Annotated in this window: 16 protein-coding genes; 1 reads left to right on the forward strand and 15 read right to left on the reverse strand. The window is 62.6% G+C overall.

Annotation, left to right across the window (positions count from 1 at the left end; translation table 11 throughout):
- Positions 1-272: 272 nt before the first annotated feature.
- From AACY13_RS17320 to AACY13_RS17365, 10 genes are all read right to left on the reverse strand, one after another.
- Entirely contained in the window at positions 273-2,627 is a 2,355-nt protein-coding gene (locus AACY13_RS17320; protein ID WP_339462820.1) for an efflux RND transporter permease subunit, read from the reverse strand.
- A 15-nt stretch (positions 2,628-2,642) separates the two neighbouring features.
- Complete coding sequence (locus AACY13_RS17325; protein ID WP_339462821.1) at positions 2,643-3,737, reverse strand: WD40/YVTN/BNR-like repeat-containing protein; 1,095 nt, start codon at positions 3,735-3,737, stop codon at positions 2,643-2,645.
- Positions 3,738-3,935: 198 nt separating this feature from the next.
- Entirely contained in the window at positions 3,936-5,306 is a 1,371-nt protein-coding gene (locus tag AACY13_RS17330) for a DUF1329 domain-containing protein (protein WP_339462822.1), read from the reverse strand.
- Positions 5,307-5,369: 63 nt separating this feature from the next.
- Entirely contained in the window at positions 5,370-7,337 is a 1,968-nt protein-coding gene (locus AACY13_RS17335) for a DUF1302 domain-containing protein (RefSeq protein WP_339462823.1), read from the reverse strand.
- Positions 7,338-7,984: 647 nt separating this feature from the next.
- Entirely contained in the window at positions 7,985-10,645 is a 2,661-nt protein-coding gene (gene pepN, locus AACY13_RS17340; protein WP_339462824.1) for an aminopeptidase N, read from the reverse strand.
- A 59-nt stretch (positions 10,646-10,704) separates the two neighbouring features.
- Positions 10,705-11,550: a DUF2797 domain-containing protein gene (locus AACY13_RS17345; protein ID WP_339462825.1), complete on the reverse strand. Its 846-nt coding sequence runs from the start codon at positions 11,548-11,550 to the stop codon at positions 10,705-10,707.
- Entirely contained in the window at positions 11,550-11,813 is a 264-nt protein-coding gene (locus AACY13_RS17350) for a YeaC family protein (RefSeq protein WP_339462826.1), read from the reverse strand. Before AACY13_RS17350 ends, AACY13_RS17345 begins: the two co-directional genes overlap by 1 nt.
- A 26-nt stretch (positions 11,814-11,839) precedes the next feature.
- Positions 11,840-12,706, reverse strand: a complete 867-nt coding sequence (locus AACY13_RS17355) for a rhomboid family intramembrane serine protease (RefSeq protein ID WP_339462827.1) — start codon at positions 12,704-12,706, stop codon at positions 11,840-11,842.
- On the reverse strand, positions 12,703-13,662 hold the full coding sequence (locus AACY13_RS17360) for a metallophosphoesterase (RefSeq protein WP_339462828.1): 960 nt from the start codon (positions 13,660-13,662) through the stop codon (positions 12,703-12,705). Before AACY13_RS17360 ends, AACY13_RS17355 begins: the two co-directional genes overlap by 4 nt.
- Positions 13,663-14,553 (reverse strand): NAD(+) kinase, encoded by an 891-nt coding sequence (locus tag AACY13_RS17365; RefSeq protein WP_339462829.1) that lies wholly within the window; start codon positions 14,551-14,553, stop codon positions 13,663-13,665.
- A gap of 140 nt (positions 14,554-14,693) precedes the next feature.
- Here AACY13_RS17365 and AACY13_RS17370 point away from each other — a divergent pair, with 140 nt between their 5' ends.
- Positions 14,694-15,638, forward strand: a complete 945-nt coding sequence (locus AACY13_RS17370; RefSeq protein WP_339462830.1) for a DUF1853 family protein — start codon at positions 14,694-14,696, stop codon at positions 15,636-15,638.
- A 14-nt stretch (positions 15,639-15,652) separates the two neighbouring features.
- On the opposite strand, the gene AACY13_RS17375 is transcribed toward AACY13_RS17370, so the two are convergent.
- From AACY13_RS17375 to AACY13_RS17395, 5 genes are all read right to left on the reverse strand, one after another.
- Positions 15,653-16,762, reverse strand: coding sequence for a cyclic nucleotide-binding domain-containing protein (locus tag AACY13_RS17375; RefSeq protein ID WP_339462831.1), 1,110 nt, complete (start codon positions 16,760-16,762; stop codon positions 15,653-15,655).
- Between the two features lie 29 nt (positions 16,763-16,791).
- Complete coding sequence (locus AACY13_RS17380; protein ID WP_339462832.1) at positions 16,792-17,739, reverse strand: 1-aminocyclopropane-1-carboxylate deaminase/D-cysteine desulfhydrase; 948 nt, start codon at positions 17,737-17,739, stop codon at positions 16,792-16,794.
- On the reverse strand, positions 17,739-19,109 hold the full coding sequence (locus tag AACY13_RS17385) for a chromosome partitioning protein ParA (protein ID WP_339462833.1): 1,371 nt from the start codon (positions 19,107-19,109) through the stop codon (positions 17,739-17,741). The genes AACY13_RS17380 and AACY13_RS17385 overlap by 1 nt, the downstream gene beginning before the upstream one ends.
- Before the next feature lie 263 nt (positions 19,110-19,372).
- Positions 19,373-19,804 carry a nuclear transport factor 2 family protein gene (locus AACY13_RS17390; protein WP_339462834.1) on the reverse strand — a complete coding sequence of 144 codons (432 nt, stop codon included), beginning with the start codon at positions 19,802-19,804 and terminating at the stop codon, positions 19,373-19,375.
- A 64-nt stretch (positions 19,805-19,868) separates the two neighbouring features.
- Positions 19,869-21,905 carry an NADPH-dependent 2,4-dienoyl-CoA reductase gene (locus AACY13_RS17395; protein ID WP_339462835.1) on the reverse strand — a complete coding sequence of 679 codons (2,037 nt, stop codon included), beginning with the start codon at positions 21,903-21,905 and terminating at the stop codon, positions 19,869-19,871.
- Positions 21,906-22,018: the final 113 nt, after the last annotated feature.

Below are 22,018 nucleotides of genomic sequence, written 5' to 3' on the forward strand. Positions count from 1 at the left end.
CGCACCCTACGAAGTCAGACGACTCCTGAACGCAACACAGTCCGTAGCCCGGATGAAATCCGGGAAATGCTCGTTTACGCAGCACTCATCCGGGCGACGAATCTGACACGCGCACAGACCACGGGATGGGCTGTGGTCATTTATTTGTGCAGACAGCATCGCGGGCAAGCCCGCCCCTACAAAGCCATCAGCAACACCTAACGAGTCCATAGCCCATAAAAAAACCGCGACCCAGGGGCCGCGGTTTTTAGTAGTGCGACTGCGCGTCAGGCTCAGGCCTTGTTGCGCAGCTTCTCCGGATTGATCAGGAAGCGGGCCAGGGCCGGCAGCAGCCAGATCGCGCCGATCATGTTCCAGAGGAACATAAAGGTCAGCATCAGGCCCATATCGGCCTGGAACTTGATCGCCGAGAAGATCCAGGTGGCCACACCGATGGCCAGGCACACACCGGTGAACAGCACGGCCTTACCGGTGGACTTGAGGGTCTCGTAGTAAGCCTCCTGCAACGACAGGCCCTGGCGCAGGAACGATTCCAGGCGACTGTAGATATAGATGCCGTAGTCGACACCGATACCCACGCCCAGGGCGATCACCGGCAGGGTCGCCACCTTCACCCCGATGCCCATATAAGCCATCAGCGCGTTGCCCAGCACCGAGGTCAGCACCAGCGGCAGGATCACGCAGAGGGTGGCGGCCAGGGAGCGGAAAGTCAGCAGGCACATGATGCTCACGGCCGCGTAGACGGCGATCAGCATGGTGGTCTCGGAGGCGGCGATGACTTCGTTGGTCGCCGCCTCGATGCCGGCATTACCCGCCGCCAGGATAAACTCCAGACCTTCCTGGTTGTTCTCCTTGGCGAAGTCTTCCGCCACGGCCACGGCCCGGGACAGGGTCTCGGCCTTGTGGTCGGTGAGGAACACCAGCAGCGGAGCCACCGAGCAATCGGAGTTGTACAGGCCATCGGCCCGGGCAATGGAGTTGTTCAGCACGTCCTGGTTACGCGACAGGGTTTCCCATTTCAGGTTGCCCTCGTTCATGCCCTTGATCACCTGACGCGACACGGTAACCATGGAAATCGCCGACTGCACACCGTCGGTGTTTTCCATGGTCCACATCAGCTCGTCCATGGCCGACAGCGTGCGGTAGGTCGAACAGCCCTCGGCGGCCGTCTTGACCATGATCACCAGCACATCGGAACTGGTCGAGTAGTTGCGGATGACGAAGTCGTTGTCCAGGTTGTAGCGCGAATCCGGATGCAGCTCCGGCGCGCCCTGGTCGAGGTCGCCGATCTTCAGGTTCTGGCCGTACCAGACCCCGCCACCGAGGGCGACCAGCGCGATCACCACCGAAATCGGCGCGACCATGGGGTGGGCGAAGTTGGAGATCAGACGCCATAGCGGATGATCCTTGGCCGCGCTCTCCTTGCTCAGGCGCACCGCCCGCTTGCTGATGCCAATATAGGAAATCATCACCGGCAGCAGGATCAGGTTGGTCAGGATGATCACCGCCACACCCATGGACGCGCCGATGGCCAGTTCACGGATCACGCCGATATCGATCAGCAGCAAGGTGATAAAGCCCACCGCATCCGACAGCAGGGCCACCAGACCCGGGATAAACAGCTGACGGAACGCCATGCGCGCCGCGGACAGCGAGTCGGTCGCCTCGCCGGAGGCCATGGCAATGCCGTTGATCTTCTGCACGCCGTGGGAAATACCGATGGCGAAGACCAGGAACGGCACCAGCATCGAGTAGGGGTCGAGACCGAAGCCCAGGGTATGCAACAGGCCGAGCTGCCAGGTCACCGCGATCAGAGTGGTGATGACCACCGTCAGGGTGCTCTTGAAACAGTTGGTGAACCACAGCAGCAGGACGAAGGTAATGCCGATGGCCACCGCGAAGAACAGGGCCACGCCGACCAGGCCATCGATCAGGTCACCGACCTTCTTGGCGAAGCCGATGATATGCACTTTGACGTTGGGGTTCTGCGCCTGGTACTTCTCGCGGATCTTCTCTTCCAGCTCGTGGGAGAACTTCTGGTAGTCAAGAGGGATCTGCTTGCTCTGATCGTTCGGGTCGGCGTAGGTTTCCAGCAACGGCAAGTCGACGATGCTCGACTTGAAGTTGTTGGCCACCAGACGGCCGATCTGCCCGGACTTAAGGATATTGCTGCGCAGCTCCTCAAGGCTTTCGGTCGAACCATCGTAGGTCTGCGGGATCACTTCGCCGCCGGCAAAACCTTCCTCGGTCACTTCGGTCCAGCGTACGCTCGGACTCCACAGCGACTTCAGGCCGGAACGGTCGACGCCGGGGATATAGAAGGCTTCGTCATTGATCTGACGCAGCGTCTCCATATATTCCTTGCTGAAGATGTCGCCATCCACCGCTTCCACCGAGATGCGCACGGTGTTGCCCAGGTTGGCCAGGTCGTTGCGGTGTTCGAGCATCTTCTGGATATAGGGATGGCCCAGCGGAATCATCTTCTCGAAGCTGGTTTGCGGACGCACCTGCGCCGCCTGGAAAAACAGGAAAATACTGATCAACAGGCACAGCAAAATCACGGCCGGACGATTGTTGAAAATCAACCGCTCGAGAAACGACGCAGGTTGTTGTTGATGCTTACTCATGCAAAGGCTCCCGGCTTATTGTTGTTGGCCCAGATCGGCGCCAGTAGGCGCAGCGACATGCACGCCGCCCTGCCCTACCAGAATCAGATTGCCGTTATCCATTGCTGCAATGCCTGCCAGCGAAAGCCGGTCGACACGATTGGTCACGCTGAAGCTACGGCCGTTATCGGTGCTTTTCAGCACGGTGCCGCCATGTCCGACCACCACAATAGAGCCATCGGCCAGACGGTTGCCGTCGGACAGGCCAAACTCCAGGGGACCATTGTTCGCCGTATCCAGGCGGATCTGCTCCCAGGTCGTACCGAAATCCGCCGAGCGGAACAGGTGTCCGCGCAGGCCGTAGACCAGCAGGGTCGCTGGCTCATCGGTACCCAGCGCACCGAACAGGGAACCCTCGTAAGGCCCTTCCAGGGTCTCCCAGGTCTGCCCCCAGTCGAGGGAACGGAACATCGCGCCCTGCTCGCCGACAGCAAACAGACCGGAATTCTTGACCTCGGTGATGGCATTCAGGTGATAACCGTCTTCGTTGTCCATACGCTCGCTGATGTCTTCCCAGCTGGCACCGCCATCGGTGGTTTCCAGCAAGGCACCGTAGGCACCGACGGCATAACCGTTGTTGCGGTCCTTGAACCAGACATCCAGCAGCGGGGCTTCACGTTCCAGGTCCTCGAACTGCTTGACCCAGGTCGCACCGCCATCGCTGCTGGCGAGGATCTGTGCATCGTGACCGACCGCCCAGCCGTGCTGGTCGTCGATAAAGAACACGGCCGTGAGCAGCTGCTTGGTCGGCACCTTGGCCTGGGTCCAGCTAGCGCCATTGTCCTCGGAGAACAGGATGTGACCGCGATCACCCACAGTCACCAGACGCTTGCCGGGACTGGCCACATCCAGCAGCAGGCTGTGCTGCGCCTGTGCCGACTCGATCGAATAGCCGCTGGCCGCATCGCTGGCGCTTTGCGCGGACGCGGGCGCAGCGGCAAACATCAGCACGGACAGCACACTGCACAGCGAGAGCGCTTTAGCCAGCGGCGAATGGACGCGCAACGCCGACGTGCGGGGTAGCCCCACAACATGACCGGCCTGGGTGCGCCGCATGACGGGCTCACTCATATACCTTCCCCCTTATTCTTATAGGTAGCACTACCGTTATAGCAGAGCCGTCTATCCTACTGAGCTTTGAAAAGGCCTGACAATCGGCGCGACGTTATGTTTTGTTAAACCCGCCAGCACCTTGCGACCCCGTTCGACCGACAACCAATAGAAAAGGCCGCTACAACAGTAGCGGCCTTTTGCCCACTCTACACGGGATTAACGTGTACCGCGGCGACGCAGGGCCGCCGGTTTGAAATAACCATCGTCCGGAATCGCCTGGCTGAAGTCGATGGTGCTCGACTCTTCGTTGTCCAGGTTCTGCACGTGATAACGGCGCGCCTGCAGATCGTGGAAGCTGTCCAGGGCCGACCAGGTGGTCGGCAGATCGTAGTAGTTCTTCAGGTAGGCAATGGACACGCGCCACAACTCGCCGCGACCGTCGTACTGATCGACCACTGCGGCCTGCCAGCTGTCCTCGTCAAGGTACAGGGTACGCTTGGAGTAGATGTGCCGGGCGCTGGACTTGAGGGTGCCCTCGACGACCCATACACGGTGCAGCTCGTTGCGGGTGAACGCCGGATTGAGGTGACCGACTTGCAGCAGGTCCTCGTATTTGACCTCAGGGCTGGTGACCTTGTAGCTGTTGTAGGGAATGTAGATTTCCTTCTTGCCCAGCAGCTTCCAGTCATAACGATCCGGCGAACCGTTGATCATGTCGGTGTCGTCGGCAGTACGCAGGCCGTCAGCGGCAGCGATCGGGGTGTCATAGGCCAGGTTCGGCGCGCGACGTACGCGACGCTGGCCGGCGTTGTAGCCCCAGGCCTGACGCGGCTCCTTGACCTGATCCAGGGTCTCGTGCACCAGCACCGCACCGCCGGCCAGACGTGCCGGGCTCTTGGTGAAGGACAGGTAGTAGAACATGATGTTGTTCAGGTCCGCGGCCGTGCCTTTCGGGTTGTAGAACTTGAACATGGCTTCCTGCTGCGAGGTCACCAGGGAGTAGCTGCCATTGCGCTGCACCGCCACTTCCGAGGCGCGACGCACGATATAGGTACCGCGATAACGGGCGATGTGGTTCCACAACGCTTCCACGCCGCTCTGCGGAATCGGGAAGGGGATGCCGCCGTAGGCATCGCTGAAGCCGTTGCCACCGTCGATCAGCTTGGCCGTGCTGGCGTTCTTGATGCTGTTGTCATACACCCACTGCGGCGCGGAGCCGGAACGACGGGTTGGATACACCGGCATCTGGTAGCTGCTGGGGTAGGTATCGAACATGGCAATCTGACCCGGGGTCAGGTTGGCCTTGTACTGATCCAGATTGGCCTTGGTGATGGTGAACAGCGGCTTGTCATCGGCGAACGGATCCGGGTGGTGCTGGCCCGGGGTCTTGTAGGCCGCAGGCACCTGGGTGATGCCGCCGGTCCACTCGGGAATGGTACCGGCCGCGTTGCCGGCTTTCTCGGCACCGAAGGGGGTCAGGCTGGACCCCAGTTTGGCCGCCTCCGCAGGGGCAACGGCAGCCAGCGCGCTACCGGCAGACAGCGCCAGGGCAATGGCGGCAGCGACCAGGGTATGCTTTTTCAGCATGGTATTTCTCCGTGATAAATCATCGACCGGGCAGCCACAGCCGCCCGCTACTGCTCGTTTGGGTTAGAAGGAGTACTTGACGTTGATGCCGATATTGTCGCGGTCGGTGCCCGAGTTGTTCTGGCCCGCGCCGTAGAACTCGGTGTACTGCACTTCTGCTTCCAGGCTGTTCAGGTAGTTGGCCCGCATGCCCAGGGTGTAGGCCTGACGACCTTCGATAAAGTTGCCGGTCTGGTGCGAGTTGCCTTCGAAGTCGTGTTTGTACACGGCGAATGGCGAGAGATTCACGCCGGCATATACGTCGTTCCAGGTACCGGATAGCACCAGGGTGTAGCCGTAGGCATTCTTGTTGATCTGCGCGTCGCGCTCATAACCCGAGACATAGGAACCGTTCGGCCGGCCCGCGTAATAGCGGTTGCTGCCGTCATGGGCGAGGTACTGCAGGCTATCGCCACGGATATGCTCGGAAGCCAGTTCGGCCACGCCGAACAGCGAATCGAAGCTCAGGGTCGGACCAAAGTTATAGATGGTGCCCAGCGACGTGTTGAAGGCCTCCACCCGGGTACCGTTATGGATCTGATCGGTGATCGTCACCTCCTGGCCGCCGATATTCACCGGACGACCAGCGCCCAGCAACGCGGCCTGACTCAGCAGATCGCCGAGCAGGTCGTTGGTGGTGGCAATGCCGATTGGCAGATTCGGCCGATAGGACAGCTCACCGAACACCGAGGCCTCGGCCACCGTGGTGTTGAAGCTCAGCCCATACATGCGGATGTCTTCGGCATATTCGCGACGACCATTGACCTGGTTCGCCACATCCACCGCCGCCGCACCATTGACCAGCCCCAGCACCTGTTCGGCCACCAGGTTGCCTGCAGTCTCGGCAGCGACCAGGTCGTCATAGCTGGCAAAACCGCCCAACCCAGCCAGCTGATCGATATCCAGGCCGGCGTAGCTGCGGTTCAGATCGGCGTAGATGGTCGGTTCCTTGGCGTGGTAATTGACGAAGAAGAACCCGAATTCGGTGGAGTTGAGCTCTTCGGCGATATAACGGAAGGCCACACCGAACTGCCCGTCGTTCTTCGCATTGATATCCGAACCTATATTGGCGACCTTGAATACGCCATTGGCATCGAGGTACTGGGTGCCCTGCAGGCCGGCGAAGTTGCCGGCGGCCAGGCTCGGGTAGAGCGACTGGAAAGTTGGGCTACTCAGCGCCTCGACCGTGGTGTAGGCGGTTTCGCCGCCGGCGGCGAACAGATCGGTTTCCGAGAAGAAGGTGCCCACCGGATCGATGGCCGTCTCTTTCCAGTTCCACTGGTAGAAGGCCTCCATGGAGAGGTTGTCGCTCAGGCCGATATTGAAGTTGAGCGCCTCGACCGGCACCAGCACCTCTTTCAGCTCGGCACCCGGCAGGCGGAACTTGCCGGCATCCACCGGGTTGGTGGTGTTGATCCCGCCGCGGTAGAACAGGCCTTCGCCCCAGTTGAACACCTGCCGACCCACGCGCGCCGTGAGCGGCATATCGGCCACATCCCAGTTGCCATAGATATAGGCGTCGAGAATTTCCGCACCACGCCCGGCACTGTGGCGGGTTTCATAGGTGAAGCTGCTCGGACGACCGGGATTCTGGTTGGGCTGCGCAGGGTCGTTGTTGTTCAGGTAGTCGTTGCGCTTGTCCATGATCTGCGTGTCATAGAACGCAGAACCCCGGACGAACAGACCGTAGTTCTGATAAGTCGCTTCCAGATCGGTGGTGAACTTGTAGACCTCGGAAACCAGGCCCGTATCGAAGTTGCGGTTACCGTCGTTGGTATTGATATCGTTCTTGGTCTTGTCGATACCCTGCACACGCCACAACTGGCCATAGGACACGGTGGTATCGATGGACCCGCTGATTTCATTATCGGCAAAGCTGAATTCCACGGCCTGAACCTGAGTGGACAACAGCAGCGGCAGAATGCCGACAAAGGCAAAACCAGCAGCAGCCGGCGCAAAACCCAGTACAGGTTTACGGAACTTAATTAGCATCGAGACTTACTCCGCGAACAGATCATTCTTTTATGTGCGCCCGGTTTTACCGGGCGCGGGATGGCCGTACTAGCGACAGCCTTAGAGGTCGATTGGAAGCCATATCCTCCAATGCGCTTACACGCGCCCCACTGTCTGGCACGGGCCAGACGAGGTCAGTTCAGGGTTGCCACTGCAACCATGGTGCCAATTCAAACAGGTGTATAAAAAACCGTCCCGGAAAAAACCCTCCGGGAAACCGTTCATTTAATGACTGATCATTCCCTGTACAAATGACACCAAACAACACAACTTATTACCTGTTTTGTCCTACAGTCTGGCGCTATATGTCGGTCGCAAAGTTGTTTTAACCGGCGGCGAGTGCAGATACTTCAACCCTGCGCAAGTCCAGTAAGCCGGGTTATATCCCTGCAAACTTTTCTTACAATCAAACAAGTAACACAAAAGTGTTACCCGCATTATTGCGGGTAACACTTCCAAGGGTTTTGTCGGACAAGATACGCACGGGACGACCGCGACAAGTTCGGCGGCCTGGCGGCCAGGCAACGACCTGCGCGCAGGCTGTCGCTAGCGGCAACTGACTGGAGAGAAACGCCGGCCGAACTGCTGGGGCGCGCGCCCTGCAATCCGGCCGGGTACGGGACGCATCAGCCGACCAGGCTTTTGCTCACCACTTCGAAGACGTCGCTGGACAGCTCGCCCGATGCCAGGATGCGCTGCAACTCGGCCTTCATCAGCTGCTGGCGAGCGCCGTCGTATTTGCCCCAGCGGGTCAGCGGGGCCAGCAGGCGCGAGGCGATCTGTGGGTTGAGGGCATTGAGAACGATCACCTGATCGGCGAGGAAGCGGTAGCCGCTGCCATCGGCCTGATGAAAGCCCTGCAGGTTCTGCCCGGCAAAGGCACCGATCAGGGCGCGCACCTTGTTCGGGTTTTTCAGGGTAAAGGCCGGGTGCTGCATCAACTGCTCGACCCGCTGCAGCGCACCAGGCAAGGCGCAGGCCGCCTGCACACTGAACCACTGATCCATGACCAGCGGGTTGTCCTTGAAGAAGTCGGCAAAGCTGGCCAGGGCGGCGGCCTTCTCGGCTTCGAACGGCGAATTGACCAACACCGCCAGGGCGGTCAGGCGCTCGGTCATATTGTCGGCGCTCTCGAACTGCTCCAGACAGGCGGCCAACACCTCGGCCTTGCCGCTGAGCATCAGGTAGGACAGCGCGATGTTCTGCAGGCTGCGCCGGGCGAAGTGCTCGGCCTCGGCGATATAGGCGGTGCCACGGGAAAGTTCGCGGTTGGCCTGGTAGCGCACCCACAGCAGATCGAACAGCGCCGCCGACAGTTGCTGGCGGGCAAACTCGCGGGCGGCGTGAATGGCCTCGACATCGGCCACCGCGCTGATCTCCGTGAGGTAGGCCTCACCCGGCAGCGAGAGCATCTCGGCGACCATGGCCTGATCCAGTTGCTCATCGGCCAATACGCTGCGCAGGGCCGTAACCAGGCGCTGGTCGAGCACCTGGGGCTCGCCGCGTTGATGCTGGCCGATCAGCTCCTGCAGCACCTGCACCGACAGCTGCTGGCCGGCCTCCCAACGATTGAAGCCATCGCTGTCATGCTGCATCAGGAACATCAGCTGGTCGCGGCTGTAGGGAAAGCTCAGCTTGACCGGCGCGGAAAAGCCGCGCAGCAGTGATGGCAGCGGCTGCTCGGCGATATCGACAAAGGTCAGCACCTGCTCGGCCTGGTCGATGGCGAACACCCGCGAGGTCGCACCGGCCTGCGCCTCGCCCTGCAGACGCAGGGCCAAGGCCTGGCCCTGGGCACTGATAAGGCCCAGCTCCACGGGAATCACGAAGGGCAGCTTGTCGCCCTGCCCCGGGGAGGGAGGGCAGCTTTGCTGGAAGCTCAGGCTGTAGGTCCTGGCCGCGGCGTCATAGTGCTCGCTGACCGCCAGGCGCGGCGTGCCGGCCTGGCTGTACCAGCGCTTGAACTGGCTCAGGTCGATGCCGTTGGCCTCCTCCATCGCGCGGATAAAGTCGTCACAGGTCACCGCCTGGCCGTCGTGGCGGGCGAAGTACAGGTCGCTGCCCTTGCGGAAGCCCTCGGCACCGACCAGGGTGCGGATCATGCGCACCACCTCCGAACCCTTCTCGTACACGGTCAGGGTGTAGAAGTTGGAAATCTCCATAAAGGCGTCCGGGCGCACCGGGTGGGCCATGGGGCCGGCGTCTTCGGCGAACTGGTGGGTGCGCAGGTAGGCCACGTCCTCGATGCGCTTGACCGTGCGCGAGTGCATGTCGGCGCTGAACTCGGCATCACGGAATACGGTAAAGCCTTCCTTGAGCGACAGCTGGAACCAGTCGCGGCAGGTCACCCGATTGCCCGACCAGTTGTGGAAATACTCGTGGGCCACCACCGCCTCGACCCGCTGGTGGGCGGCGTCGGTGGCGGTTTCGGCGCGGGCCAGCACGCAGCTGGAGTTGAAGATATTCAGGCCCTTGTTCTCCATGGCCCCCATATTGAAGTCGTTGACCGCGACGATCATAAAGATATCCAGGTCGTACTCGCGGCCGTAGACCTCTTCGTCCCACTTCATGGATTTTTTCAGGCTGTCCATGGCGTGCTGGCATTTGTCGATATTCTCCGGCTCGACATAGATACGCAGCGCCACCTCACGGTTGCTCATGGTGGTGAAGCTGTCTTCCACACACCAGAGATCACCGGCGACCAGGGCGAACAGATAGGCCGGCTTCATAAAGGGGTCTTCCCAGGTCGCCCAGTGCCGGCCGCCCTCTTCACTGCCGCTGGCAATCGGGTTGCCGTTGGACAGCAATACCGGGTAGCTGTGCTGCTCGGCGCTCAGGGTGGTGGTGAACTTGCTCATCACGTCCGGGCGGTCGAGGTAGTAGGTGATCTTGCGAAAACCCTCGGCCTCGCACTGGGTGCAGAACATGCCACCGGACTTGTACAGGCCTTCCAGGGCGGTGTTGCGCTCCGGGTGGATGCGCACGCTGCTGTCGACCACAAAGCTGGCGGCGGTTGGTTGCAGGGTCAGGTGGCTGTCGCTCAGCTGGTAATCGGCGGCGCTCAGCTCGCGGTCATCGAGCGCCACACTCAGCAGTTCCAGCTGCTGACCGTCCAGCACCAGCGGTGGCAAGCCACTGCCGGCCGCCGGGTTGCGACGCATCACCAACTGCGCATGCACCAGGCTGTGATCCTCGAACAACTCGAAGGTCAGGTGCGTCTCGTCGATCAGATACTCCGGAACCTGGTAGTCCTTGAGGTAGATCATCTTCGGCTGTTCGGTGCGCATGGGGGCCTCTCTGAGGCAGCTGCAAGCTTCAGGCTTGGCGCTGCGAGTAAGGATTAAGGTCAGCTGGCCGGGTGTGGCTGGCAGCTTATGGCGATCTGGTAAGCGCTGTATTTGCGGATATTGATCACGCCGGTGTCGAACATCAGGTACTGGCCCTTGATGCCCAGCAAGGTGCCCTCGGCCAGCGGATTCTTGTCCAGGTTGAAACTGCTGATCTTGGCCGGATAGGCCTCGATCGGGTAACGGATCTGCACCACCGCCTGCTCGCTGAGCGGCTGGATGGCCTGAATACCGAAGCGCTGCTGCAATTCGGTCAGGCCCGCCGCACAGCTGTCGAACAGCTGCTCGCGTACCGCCAGCAGGTCCACCGGCGCGGCATCGCCTTTAAGCAGGGCGCGCCAATTGGTCTTGTCTGCCACCTGGCTGCGCAACAGGTCTTCGACGAAGCCGGACTGCTGGCGGGTGGCAACCCGAAGAATCGGCAGGGCCTGACTCGCCCCCTGATCGATCCAGCGGGTGGGAATCTGCGTGGCGCGGGTGATACCGACCTTGACGCCGCTGGAATTGGCCAGATAGACCACATGATCGGTCATGCAGAACTGCTCGCCCCAGCTCGGCTCGCGGCAGGTGCCGGCGTCATAGTGGCAGCGCTCCGGACTCATGATGCAGATATCGCACTGCGCCAGTTTTTGCATACAGGGGTAGCAATAACCCTGGCTGTAGCTGCTCTTGGTCTTGCGCCCGCAATGGCTGCAGTGAATCGCACCCAGGTACTCCAGGCGCAGGTGCTTGCCGATCAGCGGATTGACCGCCACCTGCTCTTCACCCAGACGAAAGCTGTACTGCACCGGCGCATCCAGCTGCACCGCCATTTTGCTCAGGGCACCACGGGCCAGCTCGATCATCAGTGCAGGGTTTCCGAGGACTTGAACAACAGATTGGGTACCGGCTCGGACTTCGAGCCGCATTCCTGCGGGCCCATATAACCGATGCGCTGTTCTTCCGGCAGGTTGTGGGTTTCCCAGGCGATCAGCGCCTGCAGGGTCAGCTCCTTCTGCTCCTGGGTCAGCTTGCGGCCATCGGGCCATTTGCCGATCTCCACGGCCAGCTTGAGGCTCTGGTAGATCTGGGGGGTGATGTTTTCGATCGCTTCGAGAAAGGACGACATAGCGCCTCCAAATACAAAGTGGCAGTTTACCGAGACCGGCGCGCCAGCGCACCGCCCACAAGGCCGGTCAGGCAACCGGCGAGCAGGCCGCCGACATGGGCAGCGTTGGCGATGGCCCCGAACTGCAGCAGCTCGAAGATGCCGGTCATGCAGATCAGCAGCCAGGCCAGCATCATCACCAGCACGCCCGGCGGCAGGCGATAGGCCGCGCTGGGGGCCAGGCGCTGGAACAGCCAGCAATGCCCGAGCAGGCCATAAAGCACCCCGGACAGGCCGCCAAACAACGAAGGCCCGGCCCACAGGTACTGGGCGAAATTGGCCGCCAGGCTGAACAGCAGGGTCAGTCCAAGCAGGACCCTCGGCCCCTGGCGCGCCTCGATGCGTCGCCCCAGCTCCCAATACCAGAGCGTGTTCATCGCCAGGTGGAGAATGCCGAAATGGATCAGCATCGGCGTCAGCAACCGCCACCACTGGCCGCTGGCCAGGGTGAGGCTGAGGTTGCCGAAGTAGATGTACTCACCCTCGATGCGAAAATCGACAAAGCTCAGCCAGCTGATCGCTTCGTAATTATCGCCCAGCAGGGTCAGCGCGGCGACCACGAAGGTCAGCAGCAACAGGCTGGCCGTCAGCAGGCTGTTTTTCAGCTGATCGATAACCCCCGGGGCCGGTTCCGCGGCCAGGGCCGCAGAAGGCGGCAGCAGCGCATCATCGCCCTGGGGATAACGCGCATACAGCTCGCGCACCTGCTCGGCCAGTTGTTCGCCGGGCACCCAGAGCACCTGTTCGCCGGCTTCTTCGGCAACCCGGTGCGGCACCTGCAGACGCTGCAACAAGGCGATAAAGGCGCTCAAATCGACCTGCACCGGCAGGCGCATGGCGGCTACCGCACTCATGGCTGCACCTCGACCCAGACAAACTTGTGTGGATCCAGGCGCTGCTCCTGATCCAGGCGGTAGGCCACCATCTTGCCATTGAGCACCGCGCTGTAATCCAGGCAGGCCAGGTTAGGCCGAATCGGCGCAGGCTTGCCACTGCGCCAGTAATGGCCGACGAACAGCAGCGGCTCATCGGCGGCGTATTTCAGCAGTTCGGTCTTCTGCATTTCCGTCAAGGGCATCTGCGCGGCCAGCTCTGGCAGGGCATCGGGCTGGAAAACGATATCACCATAGGTCTGCGGGTCTTCTTCCCAGAACTTGGTGCGAAAGTGCGCGCGGGTAAAGCCGTCATCGCTGGTCAGGGTCATGCCATGGGGCAGGCGCATATCGGTGCCGCGCAGCAGGCGGTCGAGCACGGTGTTGGCAAAGCTGCCGGGCACCGCCGAGGCCTGGAGGAAGTGCTCGTCGATACAGGCATCGGCGAACAGACCGCGCAGGGGCTCGATCAGTCCGGCATCCCAACAGGCATGCACCACGCGAAAACGTCCGGCATCGATAAACAGCGGCAATTCATAGAACCAGCCGAGAAACTCGCGCCATTCCGCCGGATAGGCCTCGAACTGCTCGAGGGTTTCCTTGATCAGCCGGGCGTGCCGCGGCGTATGCTCGCGCACGAATTGCCGGCCGCTGCCGGGGGCCGCCGGGGTGCTCCAGCCCAGGGCGTTGAACTCGTGATTGCCCATGATGCACAACGCCTCACCGGCGACGACCATGTCGCGCACCAGGTGCAGGGCCTCACGAATACGCGGGCCGCGATCGACCAGGTCGCCGAGGAAGATCGCCATGCGCTGCGGATGACGCCAGACACCCGCCTGGAAGCGGTAGCCCAGGGTCTCCAGTAGGCGCGCCAAGGTCTTGGCACAGCCATGGATATCGCCGATCAGGTCATAGCCGCGGGCAGGATCGAGGTCCATTTAGCCGCCCCCTCCCCCGAGCCGACTGCCCCAGCCCAGTTTGGTCCGACAGACCTCGTAGTAGTTGTGGTCCAGCGGGTGGATCAGGCGCAGCTTCTGCGACTTCTTGGCCACGGTGACGGTGTCGCCCGGGGCACAGGTGAAATGGTTCTGGCTGTCGCAGGACACCTGCGGATAGAGCTGCAGGTCCTTGGACACGACGATCTTCAACTCGCTATTGCCGTCCACCACGATGGGCCGGCTGGACAGCGTATGCGGGTACATCGGCACGATGACGATGGCATCCAGCTTGGGATGCATGATCGGCCCGCCGGCGGACAGCGCATAGGCGGTGGAGCCGGTCGGGGTGGCGACGATCAGGCCGTCGGCCTTCTGGCTGCAGACGAACTGGCCGTCGATATACAGCTCGAACTCGATCATCCGGTTGGACTTGCCGGGATGCAGCACCACGTCATTCAAGGCATCGCCCTGGCCGATGGCCTCGCCATGCCGGCGCACCTCGGCCTCGAGCAGAAAGCGGTTCTCGGTCAGGTAATTGCCTTCCAGCACCTGGGCGACCTTGAGCTCCAGTTCGTCGGGGCGAATATCGGTCAGGAAACCCAGGCTGCCCCGGTTGATCCCCAGTACCGGCACCTTGTGCCGGGCCAGCGCGCGGGCCGCGCCGAGCATGCTGCCATCGCCGCCGACCACTATCACCAGGTCGCACACCTCGCCGAGGATCTTGCGTGACGAGGTCTGCAGGCCATGGCCCGGCAGCACCTCGGCGATGGTGTCCTCGAGGATCACATGCAGATGGCGGTTGAGCAGAAACCTTTTCAGTCGGCGAATAGTGTCGAGCACCTGGGTACTGCCCAGCCGACCGATAATGCCGATATTACGAAACTGTTCCATGGTGCTCCCGCAAGACTCTGTATCTAGAGGGTTTCGATTATGGGCGAAAGCCGGCGACAGCGGCAAACTTGACGGTTTCGTCAGCACTGACAGGGCCGACCGACTTTAGCCGACTGGGTATTCGGAGCTATGCTCGGAACATGACGCCCTTCGACACGCTGACCGACCTGCCCACGCAACTGTGCCAACCCCCGGTGCGCGACCTGGCGTGGGCGCTGCTTTCGCCACCGCTGCTCGACACCACGCCCCTGCCCCAGCGCCATCCGCTCAGCGCCAGCCGCTGGAGCCGCAAACCGGGCATGCTGGCCGACTGGTTGCGCGGCCTGGATGCCGACAGCGCGGCGCTGCAGCACTGGCTGGCGCAAAGCTCGGTACGCCGCCTCGGTCTGTACTACGAACGGCTCTGGCAGTTCGCCCTGAACGCCGCCCCCGATATCGAGGTGCTCGCGGCCAACCTGCCCATCCGGCAACAGGGGCATACCCTGGGCGAGCTGGACCTGCTGTTGCGCGACGAACAGGGCGTGCACCACCTGGAACTGGCGATCAAACTCTACCTGGGGCCGGAACAGGCCGGCGGCGAGGATCCAGCCCATTGGCTGGGCCCCGGCAGCCATGATCGCCTGGACCTCAAGCTCGACCATCTGTGCCGGCACCAGTTGCCACTCTCGGCCGGCAATCAGGCCCTGTCGGTGCTCGCCGAACTGGATATTCAACAGACTCAGGCCGCCCTCTGGCTGGCGGGCTACCTGTTCTACCCCTGGCGGCACGGCTGCAGCGCACCGCAAGGGGCCAACCCGCAACACCTGCGCGGGCGCTGGCTGCGCCGCCGCGACTGGGCCGAGTTCGCCAGCCGGCCCGCCGCCGGCTACTGGCAGCCGCTGGCGCGTCAGGCCTGGCTGGCACCGGCGCGCCTGGCAGACGCGCTGCCGTACACGCCCGCACAGCTCGAGCAGTGGCTGGCGGCATTGCCGGCACAGGCCAATGCGCAGCTGCTGGTGCGTCTAATCGAAGGTCGCGCAGGGGACTGGGTGGAGGCCGAACGGGTGTTTCTGCTCAATGACCTCTGGCCCGACCAGGCAACCTGAGCGTGCCTGAGCGCTCAGCGGCTGCGCTCGGTGCGTCCGCCCGAGCGGGCCAGATAACCGGAGCCACTTTCACAGAGCAAGGCATCGCGCTGCACCGCCGGCAGGGCATCGACACCGTCGCGCAGGGCGTAGGCGCTAAACCCCAGCTGCGACAGCAAGAAGACCGCACTGGCGCTGCGCTTGCCGCTGTCGCAATAGCACAGGTAGGTGCGCTGCTTATCCAGCAGGCGGGTCTTCAGACGCAGCAACTGCAGGGGCATGTTCAGCGACTGCAGGGCATGGGCACGCTCGTACTCGCCCTGCAGGCGCACATCCAGCCACTGCGCCCCCGCGCTCAGCAGGCGTGAGGCCTCGCCCAACGAGACTTCGTCGACCACCGGGGCCTTGAGCAGGGCAAAGAAATCCTGACGATCCAGGCGCAACACCACCCCCGTTTCGAGCATGGTCACCGTGGCATTGCGCGGGCTGTCGGCGAGCAGCGCCTCTTCACCGAAACAGGCCCCCACGTCCAGCTCGGCCAGCACCTGCTGGTCGCTGCCGGCCCCGCGAATCACTTCGGCCCGACCACTGTTGAGGAAGTAGCAGCAATCGCCCGGCTCGCCCTCGCTCAGCACCCTGCTGCCCGCGGGCAACTCGATCCGCTGCAGCCGTTCGAGCATGGCACGCACATTGGAGGGCGGCACCTTGGCGAACAGCGGATTCTCCAGCAACTGCTCCAGCCACTCCACTTCTTCATGATTCTGGCCGAGTTCGAGCAACAGGTCCTGATACGCCAGTCGCCAGGTCAGCAGACGGTTCAGCGTTGCGCTGTCGAGGGCCAGCACGCTGGCATCGTTCAAGGCGCGCACCTCGTGCAAGCGCGGCAGGCTGGGCGACAGGGGATGACAGCTGGCCTCAGTGCCGGCGCGCAACAGCTGCTGCTGGCCATCGGCGGACTGCAAGTGCAGCTCACCGGCCAGCAGGTAATAGGTAACACGGGCCTGATCGCCCAGGCGGAACAGCGACTGCCCTGCCAACAGCGGCTGCGGTACCAGCTGCCCGCGCAATTCACGCCACTGCTGCTCGGACAACACGTTGAGTGGCGTCAGGCTGCGCAGCTGTTCGGGATTGAGGGGTTCGCTCATGGAAATGCTCAGGCTCCGCTGGTCAAGAGTCAGTCTAGCCGGCCGGCTTGCTGGTATCGCTGCAGTGCTGCTGTACGCCCTTGCAGGCCACCGGTATGGACAAACAGCAGGCGGCTGCCACGGGCAAAGTAACCGGCCTCGACCTGCCGGCGCAACGCCATTAACGCTTTGCCGGTATACAGAGGTTCCAGCGGCAAGCCGCTGGCCGCCTCGCTGGCGAAGATAAACTCGAGCAACTCATCATCGACCGCGGCAAAGCCGCCACGGCAGGCCTCCAGCAGCCGACAGGAGCCATCCGCCAACCCGCCAGCCTGGACGATGGCCTGCACCTGCTGCTGCACGCCGTGATCGGCCGGCACCGCCAGCGCACCATACACCGGATGGGCACCCGCCTCGGCCAGCAGCAGACCGGCCAGGGTCGTACCGGTACCCACGGCCAGCCACCAGCCGTCATAGTCGGCCCAGCCAAGCCCCGCCAATTGCCGACGCGCCAGGGTCAGCAAGGCCGCGCAGCCGAGGGCCCCGGGCAAACCGCCACCGCCCTCTGGCACTGCCGAGAAGCCCGGATACAGCGCCTGCCATGGCTCCCAGAATCCCGCTCGATGGCGGGCGCGATAACCGCCATAGCCGAGCCAGTGCAGGTGCATGCCGAATGCCTGCAGATCGCGCACGGTCGGCGTGTCCTGCGGCTCGCCGCGCAGCAGCCCCACGGTGGCAAAGCCGAAGCGGCGACCGGCAGCGGCCAGGGCATGCAGATGATTGGAATGAGCGCCGCCCAGACTGATCAGGCCTTCGGCACTCGCAGCAGCGGCGGCTTGCAGATGATGGGTCAGCTTGAACCACTTGTTGCCGCTGATCAGCGGGTCGATCAGGTCCAGACGCAGCACCGCCAGCTCGATACCGGCCGCGGCCGACCAGTCGAAACCCAGGGGCTGCAGTGGTGCATCGGGGGTCCATTCAGGCAGAACGACAGGCACTAACTGACGGTACGCAGGCGGCTACTGGCCTTGTGCCGGGCACAGCAATTGCTGTCGTCGAGGATAAAGCGGCTCGGCGTGTCCACCCGATCGATTGGAATGGCGCAGCGCTCGCCACTGGGCAACAGCGTCTCGCAACTCGGCTGTTGATAGTGCAGCAACCAATGCCGGTACTGCTCCTCGGTGACAAAACACTTGGCCGCCGCATAGGCCATGGGATTGTCCTGATAGGCGGCGATGTCCTGCAACGGAATGGTCAGGTGCCCGGCCCCCGGGTGATACACCACAAACACCACGCCGAGCTTGGCCAGGCGCTCCAGGATCTGATCCCCGCCCTGACTGGCGAGTTCGGCATAAGCGCGCTTGAGCCGGGTGATTTCCTGCAGCGACTGCGTGTCCTGCTCCTTGCGGTAGGCCAGCTCCACATCGCGAATGGCAATCTGCTCCTTGTACTCCACCACCGCCGAGGCAATTTTGGCCTGCATTTCGCCATCGAACTGCGCGCGCAGCACATCGCCCTCGCTACGGCCATGCAACTCCAGATTGCGCAGCTGCTCGGTCATTTCCTCGCGCGAGGACTGGAAGCTGGCGGCCTGCACCGCCAACTGCGCCTTGAGACTGGCATTCAGCTCGACCTGCTGGCGCAACGTCTGCTGCAACTCCTGAACCTGCACCTGGCGCTGTCTGTTCTCGGCCGCGCTGGCCAGCTTGAGTTTGGCCAGCGCCTCCTCGTGTTGCTGGCTGAGGCTGCTGATGCGCAAGCGCTGCTGCTTGATCAGCTGCGCGGTTTTCAAGCGATGCTCCTGATCGAGCTTGTCCTTGGCTTTGGCACCCTCCTCCGGCACGAAGTCCGGGGCATGCCATTTGTCTTCGGAGGCCATTTGCAGACGCTCGGTCACCACCGCCTGGGCGTTTTCCTCCTCGACCAGGATGCCCAGGTTATTGCGCCGCACCGCATCGCGCAGCAGCACCAGATCATTCTGCCCGGGGGCCAGGTTGGGGTCCCACAGATGCATCTGGTGCCAGGACACCGGGCACTGGCTACGGCAGCCCAGGCGAATCGGCCCGGCACCCAGGTCGGGACCGCGTCCGGCACGCTCGGCCAAGTGCTGCAGGGGGATATTCCAACCGGAATCGGGCGCGCCCTTTTCGTCGAAATCCAGGTAGAAAAACACCGCCGCCTTGATCATCAGGCGCGGGTTGATCGAGACATAGGCAATGCGCATCTGCTGGTCGGCAAACTCCGGCATATTGACCACGCCGTCGAGCAAGGCTTCGAACTCGGTAAAGAACATTTGCTTGCAGACACCGCCGCGCTCACTGAAGAACATCACGGCTTCAACCATCTGCGGCTTGTTCTGCATGCTCATCGGTTTCCCTCTAGGGCCGAAACGGAACAATCCGTTCAGCTGGCAGCACAGCCTGCACGACAGCGAAAACTGCCATGCCCGGCATGCACCAGCAAGATTTTGGCAGGTTATACGCGGCCTCAGTTTCAGGCGCTATACCTATATTCAGGCAAGTCTAGGGGAAAAACCGCAGCCAGCAATGTGACTGGGTTGGCAGTCGCCCGGCCAGCAGGCCGATAAACGCCTGCGGCGGGACAAAACTGTGATGGGCTTGGTGCAACGGCTCAGGCTTTCGTGGCGGCCAGATAGGGAGCCAGGCGTCGGCCCATCTCCTCGCCGAGGGCCTGCAAGCCGCTGAGCGGGCGAATCATGACCTCGAACTCGACGATCTTGCCGGCCTCGTCGAAACGGATCATGTCGATACCCTTGAGTTCGCGCTCGCCAACCTTGGCGCTGAACTCCAGCACCACACTGAGGCCATCGGCGCTGGCCAGCTCGCGGTGATAGGCAAAGTCGACGAACACCTTGCTCACGGTATTGAGAATCAGCGACACCACGGGCGCACCAACATAGGGCTTGTGTGCCACCGGCGAACGGAACACCGCCTGCGGGTGCAGCAGCTCGGGCAAGGGGCTCAGGTCGTTGTTCTGCATCAGGCCATGCCACTGCGCGAGCGCGGCGGCAGCAGCCGGTTGCAGCTGAGGGTTCTCGGACATGGTCTATTCCTTATTGTTTTGGGTCACATAGCAAACGGCCCGCACTAGGCGGGCCGTTGTTCGGTCAGAGCTCCGCGGCGAGGCGCGAGCCCTGGTTGATGGCGCGCTTGGCATCCAGCTCCGCGGCCACATCGGCACCGCCAATCAGGTGCACGTTCTGCCCCGCGGCGAGCAGCTCCTCCTGCAGTTCGCGCAGCGGGTCCTGGCCGGCGCAGACGATCACGGTGTCCACCGGCAGCACCTGCGGCTCGCCATCGGCGATACGGATATGCAGGCCCTCGTCATCGACCTTGAGGTACTCCACCGAGTTGAGCATCTGTACCTGCTTGTTCTTCAAGCCGGTGCGGTGAATCCAGCCAGTGGTCTTGCCCAGGCCGTCGCCAACCTTGGACTTCTTGCGCTGCAGCAGGAACACCTGACGCGCCGGCGCATGGGGCTCGGCCTTGATCCCGGCGACGCCGCCGCGGGCCTCCAGGGCACCGTCGATGCCCCACTCCTTCCAGAATTCCTCGCGATTGAGGCTGGTCGACTCGCCCTGATGGGTGATGAACTCGGACACGTCGAAGCCGATACCGCCAGCCCCGATCACCGCGACCTGCTGGCCGACCGGCTTGCGCTTGAGGATGGCATCCAGGTAGCTGATCACCTTGGCATGCTCGATCCCTGGAATGGCCGGGGTACGCGGGGCGATACCGGTGGCCAGGATGATCTCGTCATAGCCACCCTGAGCCAGCTCGGCGGCCGACACCCGGGTGTTCAAACGCAGGTCGACGCCGCTGGTTTCCAGCTTGCGCTTGAAATAGCGCAGGGTTTCGAAGAACTCCTCCTTGCCCGGCACACGCTTGGCCACGTTGAACTGGCCACCGATCTCGCTGCCCGAATCGAACAGGGTCACGCTATGGCCGCGTTCGGCGGCCACCGTGGCGGCGGACAGCCCGGCAGGGCCGGCACCGACCACGGCAACCTTCTTCACCCGGGCGGTGGGAATATAGTTCAGCTCGGTCTCATGACAGGCACGCGGGTTGACCAGGCAGCTGGTCAGCTTGCCGCCAAAGGTGTGATCCAGGCAGGCCTGGTTGCAGCCGATACAGGTATTGATCTCGTCGCTGCGGCCTTCTGCAGCCTTGTTGACGAAATCCGGGTCGGCGAGGAAGGGACGCGCCATCGACACCATGTCGGCATCGCCCTCGGCCAGCACCTGCTCGGCGATTTCCGGGGTGTTGATGCGATTGGTGGTGATCAGCGGAATGCTCACCTCGCCGCGCAGCTTGGCGGTGACCTTGGTGAAGGCCGCACGCGGTACCTTGGTGGCGATGGTCGGGATGCGCGCTTCATGCCAGCCGATACCGGTGTTGATCAGGGTCGCACCGGCTTTCTCGATGGCCTTGGCCAGCAGGACGATTTCGTCCCAGGTGCTGCCACCTTCGACCAGGTCGAGCATCGACAGGCGATAGATGATGATGAAATTCGGGCCCACGGCCTCACGCACGCGGCGGACGATCTCCACCGGCAGGCGCATGCGGTTCTCGTAGCTGCCGCCCCAGCGATCGGTGCGATGGTTGGTATGGGCCACCAGGAACTGGTTAATGAAATAACCTTCCGACCCCATGATCTCGACGCCGTCGTACTCGGCCTGCTGGGCCAGCACGGAGCAGTTGATAAAGTCCTGGATCTGCTTCTCGATGCCCTCCTCGTCCAGCTCGCGCGGCTTGAACGGGTTGATCGGAGCCTGGATGGCGCTCGGGGCCACCGACTTGGGGCTGTAGGCGTAGCGCCCGGCATGGAGGATCTGCATGCAGATCTTGCCGTCGGCCTCATGCACCGCGCGGGTGACGATCTTGTGCTTCTCGGCTTCGTCGGCGGTGGTCAGTTTGGCCGCGCCGGAATATACCCCGCCTTCGTCGTTCGGGCCGATGCCGCCGGTGACCATCAGGCCGACGCCGCCACGGGCACGCTCGGCGAAATAGGCGGCCATGCGCTCGAAGCCACCCGGCTTCTCTTCCAGGCCGGTGTGCATCGAGCCCATCAGCGCGCGGTTCTTCAGGGTGGTGAAACCCAGGTCCAGCGGGGCCAGCAGGTGCGGGTAAGGAACGGCGGTCATGGAAATCTCCACATCAGACAGAGCTATTTCACGGAAATGCCGCGGCTTCGGTCGAGCCACAGTCGATATGGGTTAGACGATAAAGAGCCTACCCGCATGGCTCAATGACCCAA

Origin of the sequence: Pseudomonas sp. EA_105y_Pfl2_R69, from assembly GCF_963970915.1 — a bacterium.
Lineage (GTDB): Bacteria > Pseudomonadota > Gammaproteobacteria > Pseudomonadales > Pseudomonadaceae > Aquipseudomonas.

Bases quoted from the DNA above. Each gene is read 5' to 3' on its own strand.
- AACY13_RS17370 (WP_339462830.1), top strand. From the start codon at position 14,694: ATGACGCCCTTCGACACGCTGACCGACCTGCCCACGCAACTGTGCCAA.
- AACY13_RS17330 (WP_339462822.1), bottom strand. From the start codon at position 5,306: ATGCTGAAAAAGCATACCCTGGTCGCTGCCGCCATTGCCCTGGCGCTG.
- AACY13_RS17325 (WP_339462821.1), bottom strand. From the start codon at position 3,737: ATGAGTGAGCCCGTCATGCGGCGCACCCAGGCCGGTCATGTTGTGGGG.
- AACY13_RS17360 (WP_339462828.1), bottom strand. From the start codon at position 13,662: ATGGACCTCGATCCTGCCCGCGGCTATGACCTGATCGGCGATATCCAT.
- pepN (WP_339462824.1), bottom strand. From the start codon at position 10,645: ATGCGCACCGAACAGCCGAAGATGATCTACCTCAAGGACTACCAGGTT.
- AACY13_RS17320 (WP_339462820.1), bottom strand. From the start codon at position 2,627: ATGAGTAAGCATCAACAACAACCTGCGTCGTTTCTCGAGCGGTTGATT.
- AACY13_RS17335 (WP_339462823.1), bottom strand. From the start codon at position 7,337: ATGCTAATTAAGTTCCGTAAACCTGTACTGGGTTTTGCGCCGGCTGCT.
- AACY13_RS17395 (WP_339462835.1), bottom strand. From the start codon at position 21,905: ATGACCGCCGTTCCTTACCCGCACCTGCTGGCCCCGCTGGACCTGGGT.
- AACY13_RS17375 (WP_339462831.1), bottom strand. From the start codon at position 16,762: ATGAGCGAACCCCTCAATCCCGAACAGCTGCGCAGCCTGACGCCACTC.
- AACY13_RS17365 (WP_339462829.1), bottom strand. From the start codon at position 14,553: ATGGAACAGTTTCGTAATATCGGCATTATCGGTCGGCTGGGCAGTACC.
- AACY13_RS17355 (WP_339462827.1), bottom strand. From the start codon at position 12,706: ATGAGTGCGGTAGCCGCCATGCGCCTGCCGGTGCAGGTCGATTTGAGC.
- AACY13_RS17350 (WP_339462826.1), bottom strand. From the start codon at position 11,813: ATGTCGTCCTTTCTCGAAGCGATCGAAAACATCACCCCCCAGATCTAC.
- AACY13_RS17390 (WP_339462834.1), bottom strand. From the start codon at position 19,804: ATGTCCGAGAACCCTCAGCTGCAACCGGCTGCTGCCGCCGCGCTCGCG.
- AACY13_RS17345 (WP_339462825.1), bottom strand. From the start codon at position 11,550: ATGATCGAGCTGGCCCGTGGTGCCCTGAGCAAAATGGCGGTGCAGCTG.
- AACY13_RS17385 (WP_339462833.1), bottom strand. From the start codon at position 19,109: ATGAGCATGCAGAACAAGCCGCAGATGGTTGAAGCCGTGATGTTCTTC.